Below are 26,259 nucleotides of genomic sequence, written 5' to 3' on the forward strand. Positions count from 1 at the left end.
GCATGTGAGGCGACACGGAAAAGGCCGCCACCCGCGCGGGGTGACGGCCTTTTCTCGTACGCGGTGGGTCAGCCGCCGGTGGCGCCGGTGCGCCGGCCGATCGCCTCGACGAAGATCGAGCTCATCTTCGCCGGGTCCTTGGTGACGAAGACGCCGCCCGCGGGGGTCGCCTTCACGATCGTCTGGAGCTCGGTCTCGCTGACCTCGTCGCCGATGCCGATGATGACGAGGCGGACGGGCTTGCGGGCGTCGTTCAGCCGCTTCAGTTCACTGAGCAGCTGTTCGATCTTGATGCCGCTGGCGTTGTCGTTCTGGCCGTCGGTGAAGAGGATGACGGAGTTCACCTTGCCGGGCTGCCACGTCCTCTTCACCTCCTTGTAGGCGTCGAGCACCGTGTTGTAGAGGCCGGTGTTGCCGTCCTCCTTCGGCACGATCTGGCCGATCGACTCCTGCAACGTGGTGCGGCTCGAGGTCAGCGGGCTGATCGGCACGATCTGCTTCCACGGCCGCTTGCCAACCATCTCGGTGGAGAACAGCCACACACCGACGGCCCACTTGTCGCTGAACATCGACAGACCGGCCGCCGCCGCCCGGCGGGTCACCGCCGCGCGGCTCTGGTTGTTGGCCGTCGGCACCTTGGTGTTCATCGAGCCCGAGACGTCGAAGACCGCGAGCACCCGGCCGGGCTGGGTGATGGCGTTCCAGCTGCCGATGACCTGGCTCAGCGCGCTGGCGTCGAAGCCGGCCGCGGCCGTGCCGCCGTTGTCACCCGTGCCACCGACCGTGTTGCTGGCCGGCGGCGAGGCGTCGGGAGCGCCCAGCGGACGGGCGAAGCCGGCGCCGAACGAGCCGTCGGGCGAGCGGAGACCGGCCGCGCCGAGAGCGTTCTTGAACGTGGCGCTGGCGAGCTGGGTGCGCAGGCCCGCGGCGGCCTTCTGCTTCTGCAGGTCGACCTCGGGCATGACCGCGTACGGGTAGTCGAGCGGCATGGGGCTCGGGTCGAGGTAGAGCGCGACCAGCGGCACCGGCGGCTTGGCGGCGTTGTACGAGACCACGTTCTCCTCGGAGACCGGCGCTGCGCTGAGGCTGGTGCCGATGTCGTTGGGGTCGTTCGACCGCGGGAACCGCTGGATCAGCTCGTCGCGCAGGGCCGAGGCGCTGCCCGCGAGGGCCTGCATCGCCTTGACCTTGGCCGCCTGGGCCTTCTCGCCGGCGCCGGCCGCCTGGCCGATCGCCAGCAGCCCGGCCAGGCCGGTCGAGTCGAGCGTCGGGTTGGCGATGCCGGTGTTCAGGGTCGTGCTGGTCTGCATGAGCTGGAGCAGCTGGGCCCAGCCCATCTTCTTGTTGGGCCAGCCCACCTGCTCGGCAACCGGCTTGGGCATGGCGAGCACGATCGGGCTCTGCGCGATCGGCTTGCTGTCGGAGGGCACGAAGCCAGGCGCCTCGGACTTCAGGCGCAGCAGCCAGGTCGAGGAGTCCGGAACCCAGATGTCCGGAACCTTGACGGCCTCGGGCGCCGTGCCCACACCGGCCAGGACCACCTTGTGTTCACCGGCGACGGCAGCGGCCATGGTGGAGGAGTTGACGTCGGAGACCGTCACGGCGACACAGGTGCCGTCGACGTTCGCGCCTTCCTGCACCCAACGCTGCGCTACCTGGTCGATGGAGGGGGCGACCTCACTGGTCGCGGCGAGGGTCAACCGGATCGAACCGGTGCAACCGTCGTCCGCGAGCTGCTGGTATCCGTAATAGGACCCACCCATGACGACAACGATCGCCATCGCAGCTCCGACGACGCCCGCTCCCCTGAGACTGAAGTTTCTACGATGGCGGCCAGACACGCGCTCTATAGTGCGCATCGCCGAACCCGAACGCCATATACGTTCGGTCGAAAGTTACTCGGATTGGGATTCTTGGCATCTTGCGTGACCAACCGTAGTGATGCCATCTCGATCAGTTGCGGCTCGTGCCCGAATTGGGCACCGCCGTGACCAGACAGGCATCAATGCCCTTCCGTGCCTCAGCCGCGCCCGATGACGCTCCAGCGCAGCAGGCTGGTCGGGGTGGGCTCGGCCAGGGGCGCACCCTGCGGCGCGGGCACTCCGGTCTCGGCGTCGATCCGGAGCGTCGTCACGCTCTGTGATCGCTGATTGGTTACGTACAGGTGATCCCCAGTCAGGATCATGTGGCGTGGCCAGTCACCTTCCGTGGGCGTCTCGGCCACCAGGGCGGCCGTCTCACCGTCCCAGGTGAAGGTGGCGATCGTGTTCGCACCCCGGTTGGCGACGTAGACGAACCGGCCGTCGGGGCGCACCACGATCTCGGACGGGTAGTTCTCGCCGCTTGCCGTGGTGGTCGCGGCGCGGCCGGCCGGGGCCAGCGAGCCGTCGGCCGACGGGCGCCACCAGGTGAGGTCGCCGCTCAGCTCGCCGACGACGAACAGGGCGCCGTCGGGCGAGAAGCGCACGTGACGCGGGCCGGTGCCGGGCTCGGCGGCGACGGCCGATCCGAGCAGCGTCAGACGGCCCAGAACCGGGTCGAGGCGGGCGCGCCAGACCTTGTCGGAGCCGAGGTCGGCGATCAGCACCTCGTCACGGACGGGGAACACCATGTGGGCGTGCGGCCCGGCCTGACGGTCGGCCACCGGGCCGCTGCCCTTCAACCCGAGCAGGTCGGAATGCTCGCCCGGGGCGCCCTCGTCGTCGAGCGGGAAGACGGCGACCGAACCGGTGCCGTAGTTGGCGACCAGCAGGTGCCGGCCGTCGGGCATGACCGCCAGGTGGGCCGGGTCGCTGCCGCCGGTGGGCCGGCCGGCCAGCGGGGTGAGCGAGCCGTCGGCGGCGACCGTGAAGGCGGAGACCGCGCCGTCGGGGTCGAGCTCGTTCACCGCGTACAGGACCGGAAGCGAGGGATGCCGGGCCAGGAACGACGGGCTGGGCGTGCGCGCCACGACCCCCCGCCGCGACAGCACGCCGGTGGACGGGTCGCGCGTCAGCAGGACGATGCCCTCGCCGTCACCACCCTTGTCAGCCGTGTAGCCACCGACAAAGACGAGTTCATCGTTCGCGCCCATGGTGTGATCCCATCACACCGGCGCGGTCAGCGGGACGCCGCGGCGGCCAGTTGACGACGGGCGACGTACTCGACCAGCTCGATCAGCACGTTGCGGGCGCCGGTCGGTTCCCGCGCGTCGAACAGGACGACCGGAACACCCTCGTCGAGGTCGAGAGCCCGGCTCACCGCCCCGGCGCCGAAGCGCTGATCGGGATCGAAGCAGTTGACCGCGACGACGAAGGGGGTGCCGCGCTGCTCGAAGTAGTCGATCGACGGGAAGCAGTCGGCGAGGCGGCGGGTGTCGGCCAGCACGACCGCGCCCAGCGCGCCCTCGGACAGCTCGTCCCAGAGGAACCAGAACCTGTCCTGCCCGGGCGTGCCGAACAGATAGAGCTGGAGGTCCTCGGTGATCGTGATGCGGCCGAAGTCCATCGTCACGGTCGTCGTGGTCTTGCCCTCCACGCCGCCGGTGTCATCGGCGCCCTCGACGCCGGTGAGGACCTCCTCGGTCTGCAGCGGCCGGATCTCGCTCACCGAGCCGACCATCGTGGTCTTGCCGGCGCCGAAGCCGCCCGCGATCAGGATCTTGAGCGCGACCGGGATGCGCGACGACGCGCCGTTGCGGTCAGAGCGCACGGAGTCCATTGACAACCGCCTTGAGTACGTCGACATCGTGCGGCTGGGACGCCGCCGGGGGTTCGTACAGCGAGATGAGTCCCGCCGAGCGTAGATCACCGAGCAGAACGCGGATGACGCCGATCGACAGGTCGAGCGCGGACGCCAGCTCGACCACCGAGATCGGCTCCCAGGACGCGGCCACGATGGCGTGGTGCTCGGGTTGCAGCACATCGGGACCGGGGTCGTCAGCGGGCGTGGCCACGACGAAGGCCACGAGGTCGAACTCGTTGCCCTCGGCGGCCACCCGGCCCTGAGTCATGGCGTACGGCCGGACCACCGGGCCCGCGTCGTGGTCGAGCCAGTCGTGCGCCACGCGCCGCGGTTCAGCCGGCATCGGAGGGCAACACGGCGGAGCGCCCGGGTGCGCTCATGTTCTGGCCGACCCGGGTGACGAGCATGGCCATCTCGTACGCGATCAGGCCGAGGTCGGCGTCGCTCGAGGCGACCACGGCCAGGCAGGCGCCCTGACCGGCGGCCGTGACGAACAGGAAGGCCGACTCCATCTCGACGACGGTCTGGCGCACCGGGCCGGCCCGGAAGTGCCGGCTCGCGCCCTTGGCCAGACTCTGGAAACCGGCCGCCATCGCCGACAGGTGCTCGGCGTCCTCCCGATTCAGCCCGGCCGACGATCCCATGAGGAGCCCGTCGGCGGAGAGCACGACCGCCTGCTGCGCCGTGGGCACCCGCTCCACCAGATCGTCGAGGAGCCAGGTGAGGTGCGCGCGCTGGTTCGTCGTCTGTGTCACTTATGCGTCCTTTTCCGGCCTGATGACGTTTTCGCCCCCGGGATTGTTGGCGCGGTTTTCCCCCGCATCCGACCCGCCCCCGGTTGATGCCTCGTCCCGGGCGAGCGTCTGGGTGACGATCGCCGGGAAACTGACGGTAGCCGCATCGGCAAAGGATGCGCCGCTTGGGCGAACATCAATGTCCGTGTCATCCGCATTGGACCTATCTTCAGATGCGGAATCCGCGAGATGATGCCCGTTCTCGCCGCGCTTTCCGTCGCCGGTCGCGCTGGGGCCATTACTCTGCGCTGCCGGCTCCCCTTCCCCAAAGTAGCGAGCGGCGTCAATGCGCCCGCGAGTGGTGCCGCTCTGGAGCGCGCTCATGATGCTGCGGACCTGCTCGGGCGAACGGAGCGTGGCCGGCTGCTCCTCGCGGGGCTCGCCGGCCGGGCGGCGCAGCTGCGGCACCAGGTTGGCCTGGCGTACGCGGCGCGGCAGACCGTCCTCAGTGGCCCCCTCGCCCGGCCCGCCCGGCGGCAGCCCTTCCGTCGGTGTTCGCATCGGCGTTTCGGTCGGTGCTTGCGTCGGCGCTTGGGCCGGCGCTTGGGCCGGTGCTTGCGTCGGCGCTTCGGCCGGCGCGGAGTTGCGCGGGACCGCCCGTTGGGCCGGGATCACGCGCCGGGGCAGCTCGGGCAGCTCCTCCGACGGCGCCGGCTCGGGCGGGCGGCGTACGCGCCGGCGCTGCACCAGACCCTCATCGCTGAGCCCCTCGGCGACCGAGCTCGGCGACGGACCGCCGGCGCCGAACGGCGGCCGGAGCTGGCCGCCGGTGACCGCGCCGCGCACCGGGTGGGGCTCCGCGGGGCCGGGCCGCGCGGTGCCGTCGATCATCGGGCGACCCGACGCCGTGACCTGCTGGAGCTCCTCGGTGCCCTGCCATTGCAGCGCGGCCAGCGAAGGACGCGACGGGTCGTCGGTGCCCGAGCCGACCAGCGGGCGCTCCCCCGTGGACGAGCCGGACGGCAGCGCGGCGACCGGGGCGGACGCGATCAGCTCGCCGGGGACGAGCACGATCGCGGTGACACCGGCGAACGCGGACGCGCGCAGCGACACCCGGATGCCGTGCCGGTGGGCCAGCTGGGCCACCACGAACAGACCCAGGCGGGCACTGTCGGCCGGGTCGAAGTCGGGCGGCTCGGCCAGGCGCCGGTTCGCCTCGTCGATCGCCTCGGGCGTCATGCCGAGACCCCGGTCCTCGATCTCGATGCCGTACCCGTTGGGCAGCGTCTGACCGGAGACCTGGACCCGGGTCTGCGGCGGGGAGAACGACGCCGCGTTCTCGAGCAGCTCGGCCAGCAGGTGGATGACGTCGCCGACCGCGCGGCCGAGCACCGAGGCCGACTCGATCGAGCGGATGTCGACGCGCTTGTAGTCCTCGACCTCGCTGATCGCGCCCCGGACGACGTCGATCACCGGCACCGGGTTGCGCCAGCCGCGGCCGGGGGCGGCGCCGGCCAGGATGACCAGGTCTTCCGCGTGGCGGCGCATCCGGGTGGCGAGGTGGTCGACCCGGTAGAGGTCCTCCAGCTCCTGCGGCTCGGTCTCGCGGCGCTCCATGCGGTCGAGCAGGGCGAGCTGGCGGTGGAGCAGGGTCTGGCTGCGCCGGGCGATGTTGAGGAACACCTCGTTGAGGCCGCGCCGGACGTTCGCCTCCTCGACCGCGGACTGCAGGGCCGTCCGCTGCACCTCGTTGAAGGCCTGGCCGACCTGGCCGATCTCGTCGCGGCCGTACTCGAGCGGCGGCGTCTCGACGTCGACGTCGACGCTCTCACCACGTTGCAGCCGGCGGACCACGGTGGGCAGCCGCTCGGCCGCCATCTCACGGGCCTCGCCGTGCAGGCGGCGCAGCCGGCCGACGATCGAACGCCCGACGCGTACGGAGAGATAGAGCGAGGCGGCCAGGGCAGCGAGCCCGAGGATGCCGGCCAGGCCGAGCCGGAACAGCACGCGCTCGGCGACCGGCCGGGCCCGTTCGGTGAGCGAGTCGGTGGCCGCCACCTCGAACGTGCGCAGCTCCTGAGCCACGGCGACGTACGACGGGCGGAACTCCGAGCTGCTCACCGGCGTGGCCGCGCCGTCGCGGCTCTGCTGCACGAGCTGGTCGAGCAGGCTGTCGAGGCGGTCGTAGGCCGTGCCGCTGCGCACCTGGGCGAACGCGGTGCGGTCGCTCTGGGCCATGTCCTCGACACCGCGCTCGAGCAGGAACCGGGCTGTGCCCACGTCCTGGATGAGCTGACCGCGGATCTCGGGCGTGAAGCGGCCGGCGGCTGTCGCGCCGCCGACCAGGGCATCGACCCGGCTCAGGTACTCCTGGCCGTGGCCGACCGTGGTCAGCGCGCGCAGTTCGCCGTCGATCCGCTGGTCGTTGAAGGTGGCGGTGGCCGCGAAGGTCTGGAACCCGGCCCCGATCACGCTGTTGAACAGACCCTGGGCGCCGATCGGATCCATCGCCCGGCGGTCGATGTGCCCGCGGTTGCCGGTCAGGCTCTGCAGCTGGGTCAGGAACTGGTCGATGCGGCCGCGCAACTCGGCGCTCGTCGCTCCCCGGGCCTCGTCGCCCTCGGCCAGCCGGCGGAAGGTCGCGATCGACCGGTCGGTGGCGCTGCGCTGGGTGAGCAGGGCCTGCGAGGGCGGGCCGGTGGCGGAGAGATATTCCACACTGAACAGGCGCTCACGCTGCAGCTGGCCGACCAGCTCGATGCCGGGGTTGCCGACGTTGTCCAGCACCGTGCGGGCGGACAGCAGGTTGAACGCCGGACCGGCGGTGAGCGCCGTCGCGAAGAGCCACAGAGCCAGCACAGCCGTCAGGGGGACGGCCGCGAGGACGATGATCTTCGAACGGATCGACCAGTAACGCTTCTTCATCAGGCTCCGCTCTTCCGGCGTACGCCCTCGGGAGAATACGGAAAACCTGGAGGGCGAGCCACCGTCAGGCCGTACCTAAAGATTGGCTTAAATCCTTTTTGGCGGTTCAGATTGGCACGGCTCGGCGCGTCGTCCTTATGACACTGTGACCAGGTGGTTACTGCAAGGAACGAAAGGGAGGGGCACGAAGGGGGTTGACGGGACACCGCGGGTGGGAATAACGGATGTTGATAAGAGGAGGCCCCATGTCCCCCACAGCCACCATCGTCTTGATCGTTGTCGTTCTCATCGTCATCGCCGCCGTCGTCTACGGCATCCGGGTGATGCGTCGCAAGCAGTTGCAGAACACCTTCGGGCCCGAGTACGACCGGGCGGTGGCCGACTCCGGCAGCCGCACCGAGGCCGAGAAAGAGCTGCGCGAGCGCGAGAAGCGGCACGCCTCGCTCGAACTGAAGCCGCTGTCGGCCGAAGACCGGGCCACCTACTCGGCGAACTGGGAAGAAGTGCAGATCCAGTTCGTGGACAACCCGGAGCGGGCCGTCACCGCGGCCGACGACCTGGTCACTCGGCTGATCACCGACCGGGGCTACCCGACCGGCGAGTACGACGAGCGGCTCGCCAACCTCTCCGTCGAGCACGCGCGCACGCTCGAGCACTACCGCCAGGCGCACGAGATCTCGCAGCGCAACACCGCCGGCGAGGCCAACACCGAAGACCTGCGGCAGGCGCTGGTGCACTACCGCGCGCTCTTCGCCGACCTCCTCGGTACCGACCCGGTGCCCTCGACTGGTATCAACAACTCAACGCCCGACTCCACATCGGAGGGCACGGCGCCGGCCCCTCGCGCCGCCGCCGACGACGACTCCCCCGCCCGCGACACCACCCGCTAGGAGCGATCGCTCATGAAGTTCTTCTCGAACGAGAAAGAGACCGAGACAGAGACCGAGCCCCAGGCCGACCCGGACCGTACGCAGGCCGTCTCCGTGCCGCCGCAGCGGGCGGGGTCACCGTGGAGCGACGCGCCGCGCGAGTCGTCCGGCGACACCTCGACCGACGCCGCGCGCCCGTCCGACGGCCCGGATGACACTGCCCGCCGGGATGACGTTGCCGCCGTTCCTGCGAACGACGTCGACGCTCAGCCGGCCGGTCACGACCGCCAGGGCGGCACGACGGAGAAGACGGTCACATCGACGACGTACGGGCCGGACGGCTCGGTCGTCGAGGACACCAGCTACCGGGCCGCGCACACCGAGCGGCCGCAGGACGACTCGCCGGTCGATCTGCCGCTCACCGACTCCGACGCCCGGCCGGCCGAGGGACAGGCGCTCAAGGACGACGGCACGTTCGACAGCCCCAAGGCGGTCGACCCGGCCACCGGCGAGAAGCTCGACGCGTCCACGTCCACGTCCACGTCCTCGTCCTCGTCCTCGTCCTCGTCCACGTCCTCGGACAAGGCTGACGACACCGACCGGGTCGACAGCGAGGACTTCCAGCGGGCGTCGGACACGCCGGCGTCGCCGGTCGCCGAGACCGCCGCCGTGCCGGTCGCCGCCGTTGCCGCTCCCAAGGCCACGACCACCGGTTCCAGCACCGGTTCCTCCGCCGGCTCCGCCACCGGGGGCAAGCTGCTGCCGGACGGGGACTCGTTCGCCGAGCGGTTCCGCGACATCCAGCTGCGCTTCGTGGACGAGCCCAAGGAGGCCACCGCCGAGGCCGCCACGCTCGTCGGCGACGCGGTCGACAAGCTGACCAGCGCGCTCAAGGCGCAGCGGGACGGCTTGGCCGGCAACTCCGACGACACCGAGAAGCTGCGGGTCGAACTCCGGGCGTACCGGGACATCCTGAACCGCCTGCTCGCGCTCTGATCCACCGAACCACACCAAGGGGAGCCCGATGGGCTCCCCTTGGGCGTTAGCGTCTGGTCATGCGCGCCGACCGTCTGCTCTCGCTTCTGCTGCTGTTGCAGACGCGCGGGCGGATGACCGCGCAGGGGCTCGCGGACGAGCTGGAGGTCTCGGTCCGCACGGTCTACCGCGACATCGAGTCGCTCGGCGCGGCCGGGGTGCCGGTGTACGCGGACCGCGGGCCGGCCGGCGGCTACCAGCTGCTGGACGGCTACCGGACCCGGCTCACCGGGCTCACGACGGACGAGGCCGGCACGATCTTCCTGGCCGGCATGCCCGGTCCCGCGGCCGAGCTGGGGCTGGGCTCGGTGCTGGCGGCGGCCCAGCTCAAGCTCCGGGCGTCGCTGCCGGGCGAACTGGCCGATCGGGCCGACCGCGTACGCGAGAGATTCCACCTCGACGCGCCCGGCTGGTTCCGGGCCGACGAGCCGGTCCCGTACCTCTCGACCGTCGCCGACGCGGTGTGGAGCGGGCGCCGGATCGAGGTGCGATACCGCCGCTGGAAGGCCCCGCGCGAGGTCACCCGCACGCTGAACCCGCTGGGCGTGGTGCTGAAGGCGGGCCGCTGGTATCTGGTGGCGGCGACGGCGACCCGCACGACGGCCTACCGCGTGTCGAACATCCTGGACGCGGAGCTGCTGGACGAGCCGGCGGCCCGGCCCGAGGGTTTCGAGCTGGCCGCGTTCTGGGCCGAGTGGACCGAGAGGTACGAGCAGAGCGTCTACACCGGCACGGCCACCGTGCGGATGACAGCGGCCGCCCTCGACCGGATGGCGTTCATCTTCCCGCCGGAGATGTCCCGGGTGGCTCGAGCCGAGGCCGGCGAACCCGACGAGACGGGCCGCCTGATCACCCGGGTGCCGATCGAATCGATCCGCCACGGCCACATCGAGTTGCTGAAGCTGGGCGCCGACGCCGAGATCCTGGACCCGCCGGAACTGCGAGCCGTCTTCACCGAAACGGCCCGAGCCCTGGCCGCCACCTACCTGCCAGTGCCCGAGTCACCCCAGGGTGCGGACCGGCGCTCGTAGGGGCCGTTTCGTAGGCTGCGGCACGATCCAGCTACGAAACGGAACCTAGCTGTCTTCGGATGAGATGTGGACGCCGAAACTGCCGGTGAGCGGCGCCGGGTCGTTGTCCGACGGGTCGGTGGGGTCGGTCGGGTCGGTGGTCTCGTCGTCGACCGGCGGCGTGGTGGCCTCGGTCGGATCGGGGACCGGCACGGTGGTGGATTCGGGCGGGGCGGTGGTGCCGGGGTCGGCCGGGGTCGTCGGGTCGGTGGTGGTCGGCGTCGGCTCGGGGGTCGGCGAGGTCGTGGCTGCGGAAGGCTCCGTGGTGGTGCCCGTGCTGGGCGACGGCTTGGCCGCGGGCGACGTGGTCAGCGGGATGACGTTGCCGCGCGGGGCGGGGTCGAGGCTGTTGTCACTCGATTCCGCACCGGCGCCCGTGCCGCCCAGCAGCTGCCCGGCCTTCTCGGCGCCCTGCTCGTTGACCCCGGCGGGCGGACGCGCCGGCCCCGGCTGCGGAGACGGCCCGAGCTGAACGCCCATCCACAGTGCAGGCCCGAGCCCGACCGCGATGATCGCTCCGAAGAGCGCCAACGGCCCCCGCTCCATGTCTGGCCTCCCCTGCCTCGATGGGATCATCCCGCCGGTCCAGGCACTTTCCTACCCGTTATCGAAAGCGATAAAGCGAACGTTCCGCAAGCTTATTGTTACTTGAGGTGACAGTCCGTTCACCGTTCGGTCGCCCATGCGACCCGTCCCGCCAGGTAGCACGGGTCGTCCTCTTAGGAAGTTCACCGAGCGTGCTGCCCCTTTCTGCGCAATCTGCAACCGCCCCCTCACGCAAGATCCGTCCCGCAGTCCCCCAGAACGTGCTGATCATCCCTCCTGCCTGCGAAAACCCGATAGGTGTACGCCTTCCGGACGGCAAGGTCCACCCGGGGAAAATTGACGTGGCCGCAATCAGCCGTAACCGAATTGAGAAGTGACGGCCGCGGTGATCGCCCGGCTCGGCGCAACCATCGGGTGAGCAACGACACGGTCGAGCGAACGCAAGGCGAATGGCCGTCATCACGAAACACCGGGTCAACCGCTCCGCCGGAGCGTCTTCGGCCGGCCGAGCCAGTCCTGTGTGGACATTGTCTCGGCCGTGGTCTCGGCCGCACCTGCGAACGGCCGACGTCGGGACCGAAGTCAGGCGGCTCGGTGAGCGGAGCGAAGGCAGCGACTCGGTGAGCGGAGCGAAGGCCGGCGGCTCAGCGGGTTCGGGTCAGGAAGGCCACGGCGTCGTCCAGGGCGGCCCAGCCGCCGGGGAGTTCCTCGCTGTCGAGGGTGGTGCGGACGTTCAGGGTGCCGCCGTCGCGGAGGTTGATCGCCCATGAGCGGCGGCCGTTGCGTGTGGCCGAGGCTGTGGCCACGTCGGCGAAGGGCACGAAGCGGCTGCCCGCGGTGGGGTCGGCCGGCCGTGGTGCGGCGGTCGCGGCATTTGTTGTCGCGGGATCGGCGGAGGCCGGTTGTGGAGCAGCCGGAGCCGCGGATGCGCCGAGCGGTGAGGCTGGGGACGCACCCGCATCGGCCACGGCCGGGCCGTCACCAGCACCGGCTGCGGCGGCTCCCTGCGGCGCGCCGGCCGGGGGCGGCTGCTGGGGCGGTGAATCCGGAGCCGGGGTGCCGTTGGGAAGGACACCGTCGGCGGCCAGGCGGGTCAGGCGGCGCTTGGCCTCGTGATGACGGGAGCGGGGCAGGCCGGGGACCAGGAACAGGCCGGTCTCTAGGACGAGGAGGTCGGTGCGGGCCCCGTCGACCTGGACGCCGACGACGCCGCCCAGCACGGGGACGCGTGCGGAATGGTGGCGGGCCGTGTCGGTGGCCGCGTTGAGGTCGACGCCGACGGCGGTCAGCCACTCGCGGACCTGGGTGACGGTGGCGGGGTCGCCGGCCATTTCGGCCGGGGCCTGGAGTTCGAGGTAGGAGCCGTCGATCGCGACCAGCTCGGCCGTGCCCATCCAGCTGTGGCGCCAGCGGGCCACGCCGCTGCGCAGGGCGGCCAGGGCGAGCAGCAGGGCGATGAGGTCGGTGATGCGGCCCGTCACCTCGTCGGGCGGCAGGTCGCCGAAGACGGTCTCGGCGATCTTGCGCAGGCGGCCGTCGGCCGACAGGTCGAGGACCTCGGCGGCACTGGTCACGGGGGCGCCCGCGGCGCGGGACAGGGCACGCAGGGAGGCGTCGGCCTCGCGTTCCATCTCGGCGACGCGGGCCACGTCGAAGAATTCGTCCCAGCTGACGACGGCGCGGCCGCCGACCGGGAACGCGACCGCCTGCAACGCCCGTCCCAGACCGGGCAGGTCGGGCACCAGGTCGCCGGCTGGCTTCTCGGCGGCCTCGGGGCCCTCGGGGGTGAGTGCGGACAGCGCGGCCAGGCGGGCCGCCAGTGGCGGGTGCGGATCCCACTCGCCGGGCGGCTCGGGCTCGCGCGAGCGCAGGGCGGCCATGTCGTCGCTGCGGGCGGCGAGCACGCGCAGGAAACCGCCGAAGACGTCGTCGGGGATCAGGCCGGTCTGCCAGCCGGGGCTGAGGTATTCGGCGTGGAACAGCTGCTGCATGGCCTCGAGCGCGGGGCGGTCGCGCAGCACCGCGGCGGCGGCCCGGGGGCCGGCGAAGGAGGCGGCCACGCGGTCGGCGGCCAGCTCTTGAGCATGGCTGAACGGGGTGTCGGCGCGCAGGTAGAACCGCGCCCACGCGCGCAGCAGAGGGCCGGCGGGACTGTGGCGCGGGATGCGCGGGACGATGCGCCCCAGGGCGACCCGGCCACGGCGGGCGAGCGGGGCGAAACGGCCGCCGAGCGCGGGTGAGCCGTGCGCCAGCTCGTGGACGACGGCCGCCCGCAGGCGCGAATCGTCCCACGCCTGCAGCAGCGGCAGCCCGAGGTGGAGCTCGCGGCGGCCGCCCAGCAGGCCGCCGAGGCGCAGCGGTTGGAAGAGCGCGACCGTGGCGCCGGCCACGACAGTGACGCCGTCGGGTGGCTTCACCCCGGCCGCGACGGACGCGTCGTCGAGCATCGCCCAGAGAGCGGGCGCGTGCTGACGCAGCACCGGCACGCCGGCCGGAGTGGACCGGCGCAGGCGCAGGGCCCGCACGGTGGCCCACCACAACAGCCCGGCCACGGCGATGACCAGCGGCACGGCGACCCCGAGAGCCAGCGACCCGGGCAGCGGCTGCAGGATCAGCAGCACGACCAGCAGCACCACGCCGACCTGAAGCCAGGCGAGGGCCAGGAAGCCGAGCAGCATCGCGGCCGACCGCCCGGCCGACCCGGCGAGCGCCGTCGGCGACGAGCCGCCGGAATCACCGGCCGCGGGCTCGGGCGGGCCGGCGGCCGGACCGGGCACGCTCGGATCCTCGTACGTCTGGGAACCTGACGCCCCCGCACTCGGTCGCACCACTGCCTCCGGCCTCTCGTGGACCACTCGAACGCGCCCAAGACTAGGGCCGTCCTCCGACAGAAACCCCAGACGGACAGTCCGCCGAGGGGAAAAATAAGGAAGATTTTCGAGCCGGTTTCGCGGCGTCACCGAAGGGGATACGGACTGCCATGGCGTTTGCAGACCAGACCTTGCCGTTCGCGACCAAGGGGTACGCATGGCTGCCCGACCTGCGTCGCCGGAATCACGGCCGCCCGATCCCGATGCGGTTCGGCGGGCAGCACGCAGTGGCAGTCAGCGGTCCCGATGCCGCCCGCTTCTTCTATGACGAGGACGAGCTCGAACGGCACGACGCCCTGCCCGCCCCGGTGGTCGACACGCTGTTCGGAAAGGGTGTGCACACCCTCGACGACCAGGCGCACGCGGCCCGCAAGGCGCTGTTCGTGGCGCTGCTGATGCACCAGGACGGCATCGACACGCTCGCCGCGCTGACCGGCAAGATCTTCGACGAGGCGGCCGACGGCTGGCGCGGCGGCAAGCCGGTGTCGCTGTTCGACGGGACGGCGAAGGTGCTCGCGGACGCGGTGTCGCGCTGGACCGGCGTACCGGAGAACGCGTTCGACCTGGACGCCCTGACGGCCGACCTGCTGGCGATGGTGGACGGCTTCGCGACGCGGGGTCCGCGTCACGTGCGGGCCCGCGTGGCGCGAGTGCGCCTCGAGCGCAGGTTCGCCGAGATCATCGAGGCCGTACGGCGGCAGGAGCCCACGGACACGCCGCTCTCCCGGATCGCGCACCACCGCGAGGACGGCCACCTGCTCGACGCCCGCACGGCCGCGGTCGAACTGATCAACATCATCCGCCCCACCACGGCGGTGACCTGGTTCGTGGCCTTCGCCGGGCACGCGCTCGACCGGTGGCCGGGCACCCGCGCCCGGCTGCGCGCCGGCGACGACGAATACACCCTGGCCTTCGTGCACGAGTTGCGCCGGTTCTATCCGTTCGCGCCGTTCCTGGGCGCCCGGGCCCGCCACGACCTGACCTTCCAGCACACGAGCATTCCGGCGGGAGCGCTCGTGCTGCTCGACATCTACGGCCAGCACCACGACCAGCGGGTCTGGCCCGACCCGTACGATTTCCGGCCCGAACGCTTCCTCGGCCGCCGGGTCGGCGCGTTCGAGCTGATCCCGCAGGGCGGCGGCGACCCGCGTTCGGGCCACCGCTGCCCCGGCGAGAAGATCACCGTCGCCGTTCTCGGCACGTTGGTGCAGCGGCTGGCCAAGCTCGACTACTACCTGCCGCCGCAGAACACCGCCATCGACCTGAGCCGGGTGCCGGCCCGCGTGCGCAGCGGGCCTCGGATCGTGCTGTCCTAACTCCAGTCGATCTCGGGCGAGCGGTGATAGTTGATGCCCTGGGCCTCGAAGCGCGGCCCGAACCGGGCCAGCCGGTCGCGGAAGGACGACCAGTCCCGGGCGGCCCGCGGCGTCCAGCCGATCTCGGCGATCGCGAGCAGCCGCGGGAACACCATGAACTCGACGTCGGCCAGGCTGCGCAGGGTCTCGGACCACAGCGGCGCCTCGACGCCGAGCAGCGACTGCTCACCCACGCCGGGCAGGCGGTCGGCGGGCTCCCAGTCGTAGGACCGCTCGACGCTGACCAGGCCGGCCCAGTCGAGGCCGAGCGGGGTCGACTCGTCGTACTTCATGTCGAGGTAGCTGCGGTCGGCCGGTGACATGATCACCTGGTGGCCGGCCGCGGCGGCCCGGGCCACGCCGTCGTCGGTCGGCTCGATCCGCCAGTACTGCGGGATCGCGGTGGCCGGCAGGTCGACGGCGGCCATCTCGTGCCAGCCGATCGCGCGCTTGCCGTACCGGCCGGGCATGGGCAGCACCCGGGTCATGAAGGTCCGGTAGTCCTCGGCGGTGGTGCTGAGCGCCTCGTCGCCGCCGATGTGCAGGTAGGGGCCGGGGGTCAGCGCGGCGACGGTACGGATGACGTCCTCGACGAACGCGTACGTCTCCTCCTTGCCGGCGCACAGCGAGCTGTAACCCACCTCGGGGTCGGTGCGCGGCTGGACGGGTTCGCCGTCGCAGGTCAGCTCGGGGTACGCCACCTGGGCCGCGTTGACGTGGCCGGGCAGGTCGATCTCGGGGACGACGGTGATGTGGCGGGTGGCGGCGTACGCGACCAGATCGGCGTACTCGTGGGCCGTCAGGAATCCCGGCCCGGCGCCGTCGATGCCGGTGCCCTCGCCCCCGCTGACCTCGGTGAGGCGCGGCCAGCCCTCGATATCGAGGCGCCAGCCCTGGTCGTCGGTGAGATGCAGGTGCAGGTGGTTGATCTTGAATTGCGCGATCGTGTCGATGTAGGACCGTATGTCGGCCGGCTGGAAGAAGTGCCGGGCCAGGTCGAGCATCGTGCCGCGGTAGGCGAAACGCGGCGCGTCCTCGATGTGGCCGCCGGGCAGGACGACCTCACCCTTCAGGGGCAGCAGCTGCCGCAGCGTCTGCAGGCCGGCGAAGAGTCCCTGCTCGGTGGGGGCGCCCAGGGTCACGCCGTCGGCGGTGATCGCCAGCCGGTAGGACTCGGGCGACCGCGCCTCGTCCGGAACGTCGTCGACCTCGAGGCGGATCGCCCCACCGGCCGCCCGCGGGACCGGGAACCCGGTCACCTCACGCAGCAGTTCGGCCAGCTCGTCGGCCACGGCGGTGGCGGCCGCAGTGCCGCTCACCGACACGTCGGCCGGGACGCGGAAGTCGGCGGCGGGGTCGGGCCGGACCGAAGCCGGCAGCGGAATGACGTCGCCGAGGTGTTTCATCGTGGGAGCGTGCACGGGCAAACAATAAACTGTCTTTCCATGTCGATCACGACCCGTCGCGCCGAACTTGCCGACACCGAACTGCTGCACGATCTGGCCGAACGGACCTTCGGCCTCGCCTGTCCGCCCGGCACTCTCCAATCCGACATCGACGACTTTGTCGCCACCCACCTCTCCGAGGCGAGCTTCCGCGGCTACCTCGCCGACCCGCAGCGGGTGCTGCTGCTGGTGCTCGGCGACGGGGTGCCGCTGGGCTATTCGATGCTGGTCAGCGGCCCGATCAAGGACCCCGACGTGGCCGCCGTGGTCGACGAGAAGGCCAGCGTCGAACTGAGCAAGTTCTATCTGGCGGCGGAAAGGCATGGTTCGGGGGCGGCCGCGGCGCTGATGGAGGCCACGCTGGCTTCAGCGGCGGCCACCGGGGCCGCATTCTGCTGGCTGGGCGTGAACCAGCAGAACGTGCGGGCCGGCAAGTTCTATGCCAAGCACGGCTTCGAGGTGATCGGCGTGAAACGCTTCCTGGTCGGCACGGGGTGGCACGACGACCACATCCGCCGCCGCCCGTTGCCCTGACTCTTCCGCGCCTAGTTCTTCTGCGCCGGGTTGATGTCGACCCAGTCGACGAACTTGCCGGTGCGGTTGTCGCCGGAGGAGCGGCCACGTACCCGGCGGTTGAGCCACGGGAGCACGTGCTCGCGGTAGTAGCGGGCCTCGGCCAGCACGCGGCGGCTCTCGTTGGGGCTGGGGTCGATCACGTAGGCCGCGCCCTCGTAGCCCAGCGCGCTCAGGACCAGGCCGGCCACCCGGCGGTGGCCGGCCGCGTTGAGGTGGAGGCGGTCGGACGACCAGTAGCCGGCCCGGCGGATCTCGACGTCGTGGAAGACGTCGACGAATGTGATGTCGTAGCGCTTGGCCAGGTCGATGGCCGACTGGGTGAGCGCCTCGCCCTTGCGGCGCATCATGGCGCCCAGCGGCAGCCGCTCGGACGGGTCACCCCCGCTGAGCAGCACCATGCGCACGCCGGCTTCGAGGCAGCGCTGGATCGCCCGCTCGGTTAGTGCGGCCAGCCGCAGCATGTCACCGCCGGGGCGCAACATGTCGTTGCCGCCGCCGTTGAGCGTGAGGATCGTGGGCGGCGGGGAAAGGGCCAAGGCGGCCGGCAGCTGTTCGTTGACGATCGGTTCGAGCAGCCGCCCGCGGATGGCGAGGTTGGCGTACTGCACCGTCTCGCCCTTGCCGGCCGCGAGCCCGGCGGCCACCAGATCCGTCCACCCGCGCACCGAACCGTCGGGCAACTCGTCGCCGACGCCTTCGGTGAAGCTGTCGCCGATCGCCACGTACCTCGTCGTCACCGTGATCTTGCCCCCGTCGTTCTCACTGGCACCTCGGCGCAGGCTAACGGACCGGGGACGAGGCCGGCCCGCTTCCGCGACCAGAGTCATACCGGCCCGCTTTCCGCTGCGCGGCCGCATTCCCCTTGCCCGGCCGCTCAACCGACCAGCGGCCGCACTTCTTCAGCGACCCAGCGCACATAGGCTTCCGGGTCTTCGCCGGCCACGGTCTGCAGGATCACCTTGCTCGCGCCCGCGGCGGCGAACTCGGCCACCCCGGCCGCGATCTCAGCCGGGGTGCCCCACAGGCCGGGCCAGTCGGCCTTGTATTTCTCCATGTCGGCCAGCAGCTTGGCCTCGGCGTCGGGGCCGGTCATGGCAGGCACGAAGACCGTGAGCTGAGCGTCGGTGACCACCTGGGCCACCTCGGCGACCTTGGCCGGGGACGTGCCGCCGGCGAGCACGACCGCGTCGCCCACGTCACCGGCCAGGGCGATCGTCTTGGGGCCGCCGGCCGCGACCGAGAGCAGCGGCGGCACCTCGGGCGGCCAGTCGAGCCGGACGTTGTCGAGCGTGACGTACTTGCCGGCAACCGTGACCGACTCGCCGTGCAGCAGGGCGCGCAGCGCCGTCGCGTACTCCCTGAGCAGCGTGAGGGGCGACGCGGCGCGGGCGCCGACCTGGCCCATCCATTCCTGGACGCCGTGGCCGATGCCGGGCAGCGCGCGGTCGCCGAACATGCGGCCGAGCGTGGCCAGTTCCATCGCCAGCGACGCGACGTTGCGGAACGGGACCGGCATGATGCCGATGCCGACGCGCAGGTTCTGAGTCCAGGCCAGGGCGGCGGTGGCCGCGGTGAGGCCGCCGTTGAGGAAGCAGTCTTCCCAGATCCACAGCTCTTCCAGGCCGGCCTGATCGGCAGCCTGGGCGACGGAGCGCAGGGTCTCGGGCGGGTTCGATGGCAGGAAGATCGCACCGATCGTGGTCATGGGCCGATTCTGCCCGCCACCCCCGACATTTTCCGGCGGCGCCGAACCCCCGACTGAAATTCATTCAGTCTTATATAAGCACCGGCTTAGGTGGACGCGAAAAGTGTCGGAGGGGGCCGATAGCTTTCTCCGTGCGGATCGGCGCCACGGGGGCGCCGATCCGTCCATAGAGGTCAGCGGCTCAGGCCGCGCCCCGGCGCAGGGTGTCAGCCGTCTCCAGCGCTCGATCGCGCAACTCGGGTGGCGACTCGATGGTGAACGGAACCGCCAGCACCCCGAGCACCATGACCGGCCAGCCGAGGTCGTCGATGCTCATGCGCATGCGGCACGACTCGCCGGTCAGCGCCTCCGTCGTGCCGTAGTGGCCGATCAGGGCGCGCACCGTGTCGGCGCCGGTCTCGAACACGACCGAGACGTCGTACCGGGCGGGAATCTGCGACATGCGCGAGCGCAACCAGGCCGCCGGGTCGCCGCCCGGGATCTCGCGCGGGAGGAAGCGGGCGCCGGTCAGCGCCGGTGAGCCCAACCGGTCGACGCGGAAGCTGCGCCAGTCGCCGCGGTCGAGGTCCCAGGCCACCAGATACCAGCGCCGGCCGAGCGGCACCAGCCGGTGCGGCTCGACGAACCGCGCGGCGGTCTCGCCGTCGCGCGGGGTGTAGTCGAAGCGCAGCCTCTCCTCGCCCCGGCAGGCCAGGGCGATCGTGGTCAGCACGCCCGCGTCGAGGGTGGGCCCGCCACCGAGGACGCCGGGCGTGGTCACTTCGCGCAGGGCATCGATGCGACGCCGCAGGCGGGGTGGCAGCAGCTGGATGACCTTGGCCAGGGCTCGTACGGAAGTCTCTTCGAAGCCGGCCACCGCCCCCGCCGCCGCCGTCCGCAGCCCGATGGCGATCGCAACCGCCTCTTCGTCGTCGAGCAGCAGGGGCGGCACGGCTGCGCCCGCTTGCAATTGATAGCCGCCGGCCACCCCGCGGCTCGCGTCGACCGGATAGCCCAGGTCGCGCAGCCGGTCGACGTCGCGGCGCAGCGTGCGCGGGCTGACCTCGAGCCGGCCGGCGAGTTCGGACCCCGGCCAGTAGCGGTGGGTCTGCAGCAACGACAGCAGTCGCAGCATCCGGGCACTCGTGTTCGCCATGAATCCAGACTCCGCCGTATTGAGGTCAGAAAGTGTCCGCAAGTCACCCTAGCGTCGTACTCATGATTGAGACACGAGGGCTGACCAAGCACTTCAAGGACGTGCGCGCCGTCGACGGCATCGACCTCTCCGTCGCGCCGGGCGAACTGGTCGCGCTGCTCGGCCCCAACGGCGCCGGCAAGTCGACGACGTTGCGCATGCTGACGACGCTGATCCCGCCGACCGCGGGAACAGCCCGGGTGGCCGGCTTCGACGTGGTGCGTCAACAGCGTGAGGTTCGCCTGCGGATCGGCTACATCGGGCAGGGCAACGGCGCCGGGCACAGCCAGCGCGGCCGGGACGAACTGATCAGTCAGGGCCGGGCGTACGGGCTGGGCGTGCGCGACGCCCGGAACCGGGCGGGCACCCTGATCGAATCACTGGGGCTGGCCGAGGTGGCCGACCGCCGCGTCTCGACCCTTTCGGGGGGCCAGCGCCGGCGGCTGGACATCGCGATGGGCCTGATCCACTCGCCCGAACTGCTCTTCCTGGACGAGCCGTCGACCGGCCTCGACCCGCAGAACCGGGCCAACCTGCAGGAGCACATCCTCGCTCTGCGCGCCCGGCACGAGACGACGATCGTGCTCACCACCCACTATCTCGACGAGGCCGACTCGATGGCGGAGCGGGTGATCGTGATCGACCACGGGCGGATCATCGCGGACGACAGCCCGGCCCGGCTCAAGGCCGAGCACGTCGGCGATCACATCACCCTTGGATTCGACCACGAGACCGACGCCGCCGCGGCCGCCTCGGCGCTGGCCGCGCTGCACCCCGAACGCCGGGGCGCCCGGCTCGTCATCGCCGCCCAGGGCGCACCCCGGCGCGTACCGGGAATCCTCGACGACCTGCGAGCCGCCGGACATCCCGCCGCCGAGGTCGAGGTGACCCGCCCGACCCTCGACGACGTCTTCCTCAAGCTCACCGGTCGCAGCCTGCGCGAGGGCGGCGCCGCCCAGGAGCCCGCCGACAATCCCGACGAACTCGTGGAGGTCTGAGCCGTGACCACGCTGATCACCGATTCCCGCACCGTCTTCAGCCGCGAACTCCGCCCGCTGCTGCGCGACCCGTTCACGATCATCTTCTCGATGGTGCAGCCGCTCGTCTTCCTGGGCCTGTTCGCCCCGCTGCTGCCGGACAACTCCCTGCAGTGGTTCGTGCCCGGGATCATCGTCATGTCGTGCCTGTTCGCGTGCTCGATGACCGGGTCGAACCTGCTCTTCGAGATCCAGACCGGCTCGCACGAACGGATGCTGGTCACTCCCCTGCGGCGGCCGGCCCTGCTGATCGGGCGCGCGCTCAAGGAGATCGTTCCGATGTTCGCGCAGGCCGCCCTGATCGTGGCCGTCTGCGTGCCGTTCGGGTTCCGCTTCGAGTTCGCGGGCGCGGTGCTCGGGCTGCTCATCCTGGCGGCCTTCTGCATCGGGCTCGGCGCTCTCTCGTACACCTTGGCCCTGGCCTCGAAGAACCAGGAGTGGTTGTTCTGGACCGTGCAGCAGACCCTGCTCTTCCCCCTGTTGTTGCTGGCCGGGGTGCTGCTGCCGATCGAGAACGGCCCGGGCTGGCTGCAGGCGCTGGCCAAGGGCAATCCGCTGAGCTATGTGGTGGACGCCGAACGGGCGCTGTTCAACGGTGAGATCTTCACCTCGGCCACCCTCAGCGGGCTGATCGCCGCGGCCGCCGTGGCGGCACTCGGGCTGTGGGCCGGCGTGCGCGCCATGCGCCGCTCCGACTGAGTCGCCAACTACCCGCTACCGTCGGCTGGTGTTCAAGCTCCTGGGCCGGCTCGTCGAAGGTATCGCCCCACGTGCCACGGGCCCCGACCCCGAAGCGCGAAGTCACAATCCGGATGCTGTGGTTGATTGCGCCGTCTATCGAGGTGGACGGCGCAAACCCGGCACTGTCCGCTACGCCTCCGCGCACCGGCGCCGGGGCGAGTTCCTCTGGCTGGGGCTGCACGAGCCCGACCTCGTGACGATGCGCACGGTCGCCAAGACGTTCGGCCTGCACGAGCTGATCGTCGAGCAGACGACCGATGGCGGGCACCGGCCGCTGGTCGAGACGATCGGCGACGTGACGCGGCTGGTGCTGCGGACGGCCCGGTACGTCGATCACGACGCCTTGACGGCGACCAGTGAGGTGGTCGACACCGGTGACGTGACCCTGCTGATCGGACCGTGGTTCGTCATCACCGTGCGTCACGGCGCGCCGGGTGCCCTGTGGCCGGTGCGGCAAGAGCTGCAGAAGCGGCCGGAGCTGTTGCAAGCCGGCCCGTGGGCGGTCGCGTACGCGGTGGCGAACCGGTTGGTCGACGACTATCTGGACGTCTCGACCGAGATCGAGCACGACCTCGAGCGCCTGGAGGAGGAGACGTTCGCCACCCGCCGCTCGGCCGACGTGGCGCACTTCTACCAGCTCAAACGCGAGATGGTTGAGCTCAAGCGAGCCGTCTTGCCCCTGCAGGAGCCACTGACCCGGGTGCTGGAGCTGCCCGCGGTGCCGCCCAGTCTGCGGCCCTACTTCGAGGACGTGCGGGGACACCTGGCCCGGGCCGCCGACCGCGTGGCCGGCTTCGACGACCTGCTCAACTCGGTGCTGCAGGCACGGCTCACGCAGGTCACGCTCGAGCAGAACAACGACATGCGCATGATCGCCGCTTGGGCGGGCATCGCGGCCGTCGCGACCGTCGGCACCGGAATTTACGGGATGAACTTCACAAATATGCCCGGTCTTGACTCCCGGTACGGGTTCTCGGCGACGATTGTGATAGTTGTTCTCGTCTGTAGCGGCCTCTTCTGGCGTTTCAAACGAGCGGGTTGGTTGTGATGATCCACGTCACCGGGAGTGACCGGATGATTCATCTGGGACTCCAGGCGTATCAAGTATCGACCGAACGGCCACTCCGATCCGCCGCTTCACTGATCGTCCATACCGGACAGTACGCACAGGGTCGGCCGCTCTCCCGTAGCACCCGAAACCGGCGAGTAACTACCCTTTCATCGTCGTTCCGTGGGGAGGCTGTGTGACCGCGACCGAGGTCAGAGTGCCGCAAGGCTCGGTGCCGAAGCCGGCCAAACGCCGCAGCACCATCATTACCGCCCTCAAGGGGCACGTCGATCTGTTCCTGAACGCCGGGTCGCTGATCGCGACGACGGCGATCACGTCCCTGTTCGGGTTCGCCTTCTGGTGGGTCGCCGCACGCTCGGCGTCGCCCGAGGCGGTCGGCCAGGCGTCAGCCGCGGTGTCGGCGATGACATTGATCGGCACCATCGGCATGTTCGGCATGGGCACCATGCTGATCTCCGACCTGTCGCAGCTGCGCGGTCCCAAGTGGGAACTGATCACGACCTGTCTGCTCGTGGCCGGCGGCGTCGCCACGGTCGGCGGCATCATCTACGTGGTCGTCGCTCAGCTGTGGATCCCGGGCCTGCAGGCCGCGCTCGGCGGCACGTTCGGCACCGTCCTGCTGGTCGTCGGCATCGCGCTCAACTCGGTCACGCTGGTGCTCGACGAGGCTCTGGTCGGCCTGCTCAAGGGCCCGCTCCAGCTGATGCGCAACGCCTGGTTCTCGGTGATCAAGCTGGTGCTGCTGGGCGGCCTGGCCCTCGCGCCGATCACCCTGACCGGCAACGAGCTGCTGCTCACCTGGGTCGCCGGCATCGTGCTGTCGACCGCCATCCTCAGCGTCGCCCTGCGCCGACGCCGCGTCATCGACTCCGCCCGCCCCCGGTTCTCGCTGCTCAAGGGCCGCGGCAAGTCGACCTTCGACCACAACCTGCTCAACCTGGCGACCTACCTGCCGCGCGCGGCCCTGCCGCTGGTCGTCACCGCGACGCTGTCGGCCGAGGCCAACGCGTCGTTCTACACCGCCTTCATGGTGCTGTCGTTCCTGGCCATGGTGCCCGGCAACGTGGCCCTCACGCTGTTCGCGGTGGCCAGCGGCGACAAGCGGGCCCTGACCTCCAAGGTCCGGGTCGGCCTGCTGATCTGCCTCGGTGGCGGCGTGCCGGCCGCGGCGCTGGTGTTCTTCCTGGCCAACCCGATCATGTCGGTCTTCGGCGCGCAGTACGCCGAGACGGCCGGCGACGCGCTGCGCCTGCTCGCTCTGACGTACGTGCCGTTCGTCTTCCTGCACTTCTTCATGGCGATCTCCCGCGTGCAGGACAGGGTGCGCGGCGCCGGTATCTTCTCGCTGTTCGCGGGCCTCGCCGAGCTGGGCGGCGCCTGGTACGGCGGCAGCACCGGCGGCCTGACCGACCTGGTGATGTGGGTCGCCATCGTGATGGGCGTCGAGACCGTGCTGGTCGCGCCGACCGTCCTGCGGGTCGTCTTCGGCGGCGGCAAGCGCCGGGGTGACAGCGCGAACACGACGACCATGACGCTGCACGAGCGGGCCTGGCTGCCGCTCGAATACATCCGGACCGTCGGCCCGCTGTACGGCGTGACCGTCGACGGCGTACGCCGGGCTCTGATCGGTCTGCACGCGGCCGACCCCAAGCACCGGGCCGTCTCGAAGCTCGACCGCGTCGGCGCCCGCTGGGAACACATGGACGGGGCCGAGTTCGCCCAGTTCGTGCACCGCGCCGTGCAGGACTCCGGCGACTGGTCGCTCGACATGGACGGCATGACCCGCAAGCTCCAGGCCGAGCCGCGCGGCGTGCACCCGATCCGCATCCTCGTCGGGGCCGGCTACATCGCGATCAAGGTCTCCCACGCGTACGGCGACGCCGGACCGGTCAACTCGCTGGTGCACGAGCTGGTGCTCGCGGCCAGCCAGGGCCGGGCCGCGGTGATCCCGCCGCTCGAGCGCAACCGCATGGCGCTGCCCAAGGCCTGGTGGAAGCAGTTCGGCACCAAGCCGGCCCGGTGGAAGGAGGGCATCAGCTTCGCCCGCCCGCCGGAGCCCGAAGAGACCCGCATGCGGAAGTGGCAGCCCAACCTGACCGTGCGCTCGGCCCGCTCGGCCACGACGCTCAAGCTGATGCGTCAGTGGCGTGACGAGTACTCCCCGGGTGTCACCACGTCGGCCATCACGTTCGCGGCGTTCACCGCGGCGCTGCACCAGCTGGGCCTCAAGCCCGACACCGGCGGCGCGACGTTCCTGGCCGACGGCCGGCGCTTCCTCGACAAGGACACCCGGATCGACAGCAACTTCTGCATGGGGCCGTACCTCTCCCCGCAGAACATGATGGACCCGGCGTCGATCAACACGACGATCAAGAGCGAGCTCGCCACCGGCCGCATCCTCACGATGATGGTGCTGCGCGAAGGCAAGATCGCTCTGGACGGCGCGCCCGGCATGCCCGACCCGTACCCGTCGGAGCTCGCCATCCCGCCGCGGCCCCGCCTGACCTTCAGCAACCAGGGCCGGCACGACCTGCTCGGCGACCTGCCGTGGTCGGTCGGGCCGGAGTGGCGGGTCAACCTGAGCGTGCCCACGCTGAACAGCCCCGAGGGTGTCACGCTGACCACCAGCGAGATGAACGGCGTGCTCCACCTCGAGGCGACGTTCCACGCGTCGACCTTCGACCCCAACCTGATCTCGAAGGCGATGGAGATGGTCCTGACCGACCCGTCGGCCCTGATCATGAACGCCCGGCGCGAGTCGGACGAGCAGACCCAGATCCTCTCGCGCGTCTGACCTCGAGAAACGTCCGCGCCCGGCCAGTTCTGCTGGCCGGGCGCACTTATGTCCGGCGTCAACCGCCGCTCGTGTCTGGCGGCTCTGCCCCGCCCTCGTTCATCCGGCGCCGCGAGGACGGCGCCCACTATGTTCCGGCACCTCGGTGCCGCTTGCCTCCGCCCCTCAGCTCGCAGCTCCGCTCGGGAGCATCAGGGTGGTGTCTCTCGACCGAGCCGGCGCGTCGCGGCCTCGGTGGGTATCAGCTGATCGTTACCGTGGCCGCCCAGGTCGTGGCTGGCCTCAGCCCAGACTTTGCCCCCGCCGAGCGGGTCGCCGCGCGAACTCCCGGTCGCCGGTGGTTGATCTCGAGTTCTTCGCCGCCCCGGACCCCGATCCGGCCCGCACGTCACAGATGCGACGGTCGGATTCCAGCGATCCCGGCCCACCCCGGTCCACCGCCTGGAACATGCACGCGATCGGGCGTGGGTTCTTCGGCGCTTTGGGGACAGCGGCCGCATTGCCGCTGGTGGTGGCTTCGCCGGTGGTCGCGGCCGGCACCGGCGTGGCGGCGATTCCGAACCCCGCGGCCGGTTTTCATGTCGCTTTTCT

Annotated in this window: 21 protein-coding genes; 9 read left to right on the forward strand and 12 right to left on the reverse strand. The window is 71.0% G+C overall.

Annotated features, from left to right (window positions below; translation table 11 throughout):
- Positions 1-68: 68 nt before the first annotated feature.
- The 6 genes from KXC43_RS38730 to KXC43_RS38755 form a co-directional block, all read right to left on the reverse strand.
- Entirely contained in the window at positions 69-1,781 is a 1,713-nt protein-coding gene (locus KXC43_RS38730) for a substrate-binding and VWA domain-containing protein (RefSeq protein ID WP_221381202.1), read from the reverse strand.
- Between the two features lie 239 nt (positions 1,782-2,020).
- Entirely contained in the window at positions 2,021-3,073 is a 1,053-nt protein-coding gene (locus KXC43_RS38735) for a lactonase family protein (protein ID WP_221381203.1), read from the reverse strand.
- 26 nt (positions 3,074-3,099) lie between these two features.
- Entirely contained in the window at positions 3,100-3,699 is a 600-nt protein-coding gene (locus tag KXC43_RS38740) for a GTP-binding protein (protein ID WP_221381204.1), read from the reverse strand.
- Positions 3,680-4,066 carry a DUF742 domain-containing protein gene (locus tag KXC43_RS38745; protein WP_221381205.1) on the reverse strand — a complete coding sequence of 129 codons (387 nt, stop codon included), beginning with the start codon at positions 4,064-4,066 and terminating at the stop codon, positions 3,680-3,682. Before KXC43_RS38745 ends, KXC43_RS38740 begins: the two co-directional genes overlap by 20 nt.
- The gene (locus KXC43_RS38750; protein ID WP_221381206.1) at positions 4,056-4,478 is read right to left on the reverse strand and encodes a roadblock/LC7 domain-containing protein; all 423 of its coding nucleotides are present in this window, start codon (positions 4,476-4,478) and stop codon (positions 4,056-4,058) included. The genes KXC43_RS38745 and KXC43_RS38750 overlap by 11 nt, the downstream gene beginning before the upstream one ends.
- Positions 4,479-7,382: a sensor histidine kinase gene (locus tag KXC43_RS38755; protein WP_221381207.1), complete on the reverse strand. Its 2,904-nt coding sequence runs from the start codon at positions 7,380-7,382 to the stop codon at positions 4,479-4,481.
- 245 nt (positions 7,383-7,627) lie between these two features.
- Here KXC43_RS38755 and KXC43_RS38760 point away from each other — a divergent pair, with 245 nt between their 5' ends.
- Genes KXC43_RS38760 through KXC43_RS38770 form a run of 3 tightly spaced genes read left to right on the forward strand, consistent with a single transcriptional unit; the run spans position 7,628 to position 10,317 of the window.
- Complete coding sequence (locus KXC43_RS38760) at positions 7,628-8,272, forward strand: hypothetical protein (protein ID WP_221381208.1); 645 nt, start codon at positions 7,628-7,630, stop codon at positions 8,270-8,272.
- Between the two features lie 12 nt (positions 8,273-8,284).
- Positions 8,285-9,247: a hypothetical protein gene (locus KXC43_RS38765; RefSeq protein WP_221381209.1), complete on the forward strand. Its 963-nt coding sequence runs from the start codon at positions 8,285-8,287 to the stop codon at positions 9,245-9,247.
- A gap of 59 nt (positions 9,248-9,306) precedes the next feature.
- Positions 9,307-10,317: a helix-turn-helix transcriptional regulator gene (locus tag KXC43_RS38770; protein WP_221381210.1), complete on the forward strand. Its 1,011-nt coding sequence runs from the start codon at positions 9,307-9,309 to the stop codon at positions 10,315-10,317.
- Positions 10,318-10,362: 45 nt separating this feature from the next.
- Here the strand turns inward: KXC43_RS38770 and KXC43_RS38775 are convergent, their stop codons facing one another.
- Together KXC43_RS38775 and KXC43_RS38780 are read right to left on the reverse strand one after the other, a co-directional pair.
- Positions 10,363-10,902: a hypothetical protein gene (locus KXC43_RS38775; RefSeq protein ID WP_221381211.1), complete on the reverse strand. Its 540-nt coding sequence runs from the start codon at positions 10,900-10,902 to the stop codon at positions 10,363-10,365.
- A gap of 644 nt (positions 10,903-11,546) precedes the next feature.
- Positions 11,547-13,679, reverse strand: a complete 2,133-nt coding sequence (locus KXC43_RS38780) for a M48 family metallopeptidase (protein ID WP_221381212.1) — start codon at positions 13,677-13,679, stop codon at positions 11,547-11,549.
- Positions 13,680-13,882: 203 nt separating this feature from the next.
- On the opposite strand from KXC43_RS38780, the gene KXC43_RS38785 reads away from it, so the two are divergent.
- Positions 13,883-15,088, forward strand: coding sequence for a cytochrome P450 (locus KXC43_RS38785; RefSeq protein WP_221381213.1), 1,206 nt, complete (start codon positions 13,883-13,885; stop codon positions 15,086-15,088).
- Here KXC43_RS38785 and KXC43_RS38790 read toward each other — a convergent pair.
- Positions 15,085-16,548 (reverse strand): beta-N-acetylhexosaminidase, encoded by a 1,464-nt coding sequence (locus tag KXC43_RS38790; RefSeq protein WP_221381214.1) that lies wholly within the window; start codon positions 16,546-16,548, stop codon positions 15,085-15,087. The genes KXC43_RS38785 and KXC43_RS38790 overlap by 4 nt on opposite strands.
- A 24-nt stretch (positions 16,549-16,572) precedes the next feature.
- Here KXC43_RS38790 and KXC43_RS38795 point away from each other — a divergent pair, with 24 nt between their 5' ends.
- Positions 16,573-17,106 (forward strand): GNAT family N-acetyltransferase, encoded by a 534-nt coding sequence (locus KXC43_RS38795; RefSeq protein WP_221381215.1) that lies wholly within the window; start codon positions 16,573-16,575, stop codon positions 17,104-17,106.
- An 11-nt stretch (positions 17,107-17,117) separates the two neighbouring features.
- Here the strand turns inward: KXC43_RS38795 and KXC43_RS38800 are convergent, their stop codons facing one another.
- From KXC43_RS38800 to KXC43_RS38810, 3 genes are all read right to left on the reverse strand, one after another.
- Positions 17,118-17,885 (reverse strand): SGNH/GDSL hydrolase family protein, encoded by a 768-nt coding sequence (locus KXC43_RS38800; protein WP_308129454.1) that lies wholly within the window; start codon positions 17,883-17,885, stop codon positions 17,118-17,120.
- Positions 17,886-18,022: 137 nt separating this feature from the next.
- Complete coding sequence (locus KXC43_RS38805; protein WP_221381217.1) at positions 18,023-18,853, reverse strand: LLM class flavin-dependent oxidoreductase; 831 nt, start codon at positions 18,851-18,853, stop codon at positions 18,023-18,025.
- A gap of 181 nt (positions 18,854-19,034) precedes the next feature.
- Positions 19,035-19,988 carry a helix-turn-helix transcriptional regulator gene (locus KXC43_RS38810; RefSeq protein WP_255645570.1) on the reverse strand — a complete coding sequence of 318 codons (954 nt, stop codon included), beginning with the start codon at positions 19,986-19,988 and terminating at the stop codon, positions 19,035-19,037.
- Positions 19,989-20,050: 62 nt separating this feature from the next.
- On the opposite strand from KXC43_RS38810, the gene KXC43_RS38815 reads away from it, so the two are divergent.
- The 4 genes from KXC43_RS38815 to KXC43_RS38830 all read left to right on the forward strand — a co-directional run bounded on the left by KXC43_RS38815 (position 20,051) and on the right by KXC43_RS38830 (position 25,668).
- Positions 20,051-21,025: an ABC transporter ATP-binding protein gene (locus tag KXC43_RS38815; RefSeq protein ID WP_221381218.1), complete on the forward strand. Its 975-nt coding sequence runs from the start codon at positions 20,051-20,053 to the stop codon at positions 21,023-21,025.
- Between the two features lie 3 nt (positions 21,026-21,028).
- A complete protein-coding gene (locus KXC43_RS38820) occupies positions 21,029-21,763 on the forward strand; it encodes an ABC transporter permease (protein ID WP_308129455.1) in 735 nt (244 codons plus the stop codon).
- A gap of 28 nt (positions 21,764-21,791) precedes the next feature.
- Positions 21,792-22,853 (forward strand): magnesium and cobalt transport protein CorA, encoded by a 1,062-nt coding sequence (locus KXC43_RS38825; protein ID WP_308129456.1) that lies wholly within the window; start codon positions 21,792-21,794, stop codon positions 22,851-22,853.
- 196 nt (positions 22,854-23,049) lie between these two features.
- Positions 23,050-25,668 (forward strand): lipopolysaccharide biosynthesis protein, encoded by a 2,619-nt coding sequence (locus tag KXC43_RS38830; protein WP_221381219.1) that lies wholly within the window; start codon positions 23,050-23,052, stop codon positions 25,666-25,668.
- Positions 25,669-26,259 lie beyond the last annotated feature (591 nt).

It is taken from the genome of Paractinoplanes polyasparticus, assembly GCF_019710575.1.
Classification (GTDB): domain Bacteria; phylum Actinomycetota; class Actinomycetes; order Mycobacteriales; family Micromonosporaceae; genus Actinoplanes; species Actinoplanes polyasparticus.

Excerpts from the sequence above, each read along its gene's own strand:
- KXC43_RS38815 (WP_221381218.1), top strand. The coding sequence starts at position 20,051 with ATGATTGAGACACGAGGGCTGACCAAGCACTTCAAGGACGTGCGCGCC.
- KXC43_RS38795 (WP_221381215.1), top strand. The coding sequence starts at position 16,573 with ATGTCGATCACGACCCGTCGCGCCGAACTTGCCGACACCGAACTGCTG.
- KXC43_RS38755 (WP_221381207.1), bottom strand. The coding sequence starts at position 7,382 with ATGAAGAAGCGTTACTGGTCGATCCGTTCGAAGATCATCGTCCTCGCG.
- KXC43_RS38765 (WP_221381209.1), top strand. The coding sequence starts at position 8,285 with ATGAAGTTCTTCTCGAACGAGAAAGAGACCGAGACAGAGACCGAGCCC.
- KXC43_RS38810 (WP_255645570.1), bottom strand. The coding sequence starts at position 19,988 with ATGGCGAACACGAGTGCCCGGATGCTGCGACTGCTGTCGTTGCTGCAG.
- KXC43_RS38805 (WP_221381217.1), bottom strand. The coding sequence starts at position 18,853 with ATGACCACGATCGGTGCGATCTTCCTGCCATCGAACCCGCCCGAGACC.
- KXC43_RS38760 (WP_221381208.1), top strand. The coding sequence starts at position 7,628 with ATGTCCCCCACAGCCACCATCGTCTTGATCGTTGTCGTTCTCATCGTC.
- KXC43_RS38730 (WP_221381202.1), bottom strand. The coding sequence starts at position 1,781 with ATGGCGATCGTTGTCGTCATGGGTGGGTCCTATTACGGATACCAGCAG.
- KXC43_RS38770 (WP_221381210.1), top strand. The coding sequence starts at position 9,307 with ATGCGCGCCGACCGTCTGCTCTCGCTTCTGCTGCTGTTGCAGACGCGC.
- KXC43_RS38735 (WP_221381203.1), bottom strand. The coding sequence starts at position 3,073 with ATGGGCGCGAACGATGAACTCGTCTTTGTCGGTGGCTACACGGCTGAC.
- KXC43_RS38775 (WP_221381211.1), bottom strand. The coding sequence starts at position 10,902 with ATGGAGCGGGGGCCGTTGGCGCTCTTCGGAGCGATCATCGCGGTCGGG.
- KXC43_RS38740 (WP_221381204.1), bottom strand. The coding sequence starts at position 3,699 with ATGGACTCCGTGCGCTCTGACCGCAACGGCGCGTCGTCGCGCATCCCG.
- KXC43_RS38745 (WP_221381205.1), bottom strand. The coding sequence starts at position 4,066 with ATGCCGGCTGAACCGCGGCGCGTGGCGCACGACTGGCTCGACCACGAC.
- KXC43_RS38785 (WP_221381213.1), top strand. The coding sequence starts at position 13,883 with ATGGCGTTTGCAGACCAGACCTTGCCGTTCGCGACCAAGGGGTACGCA.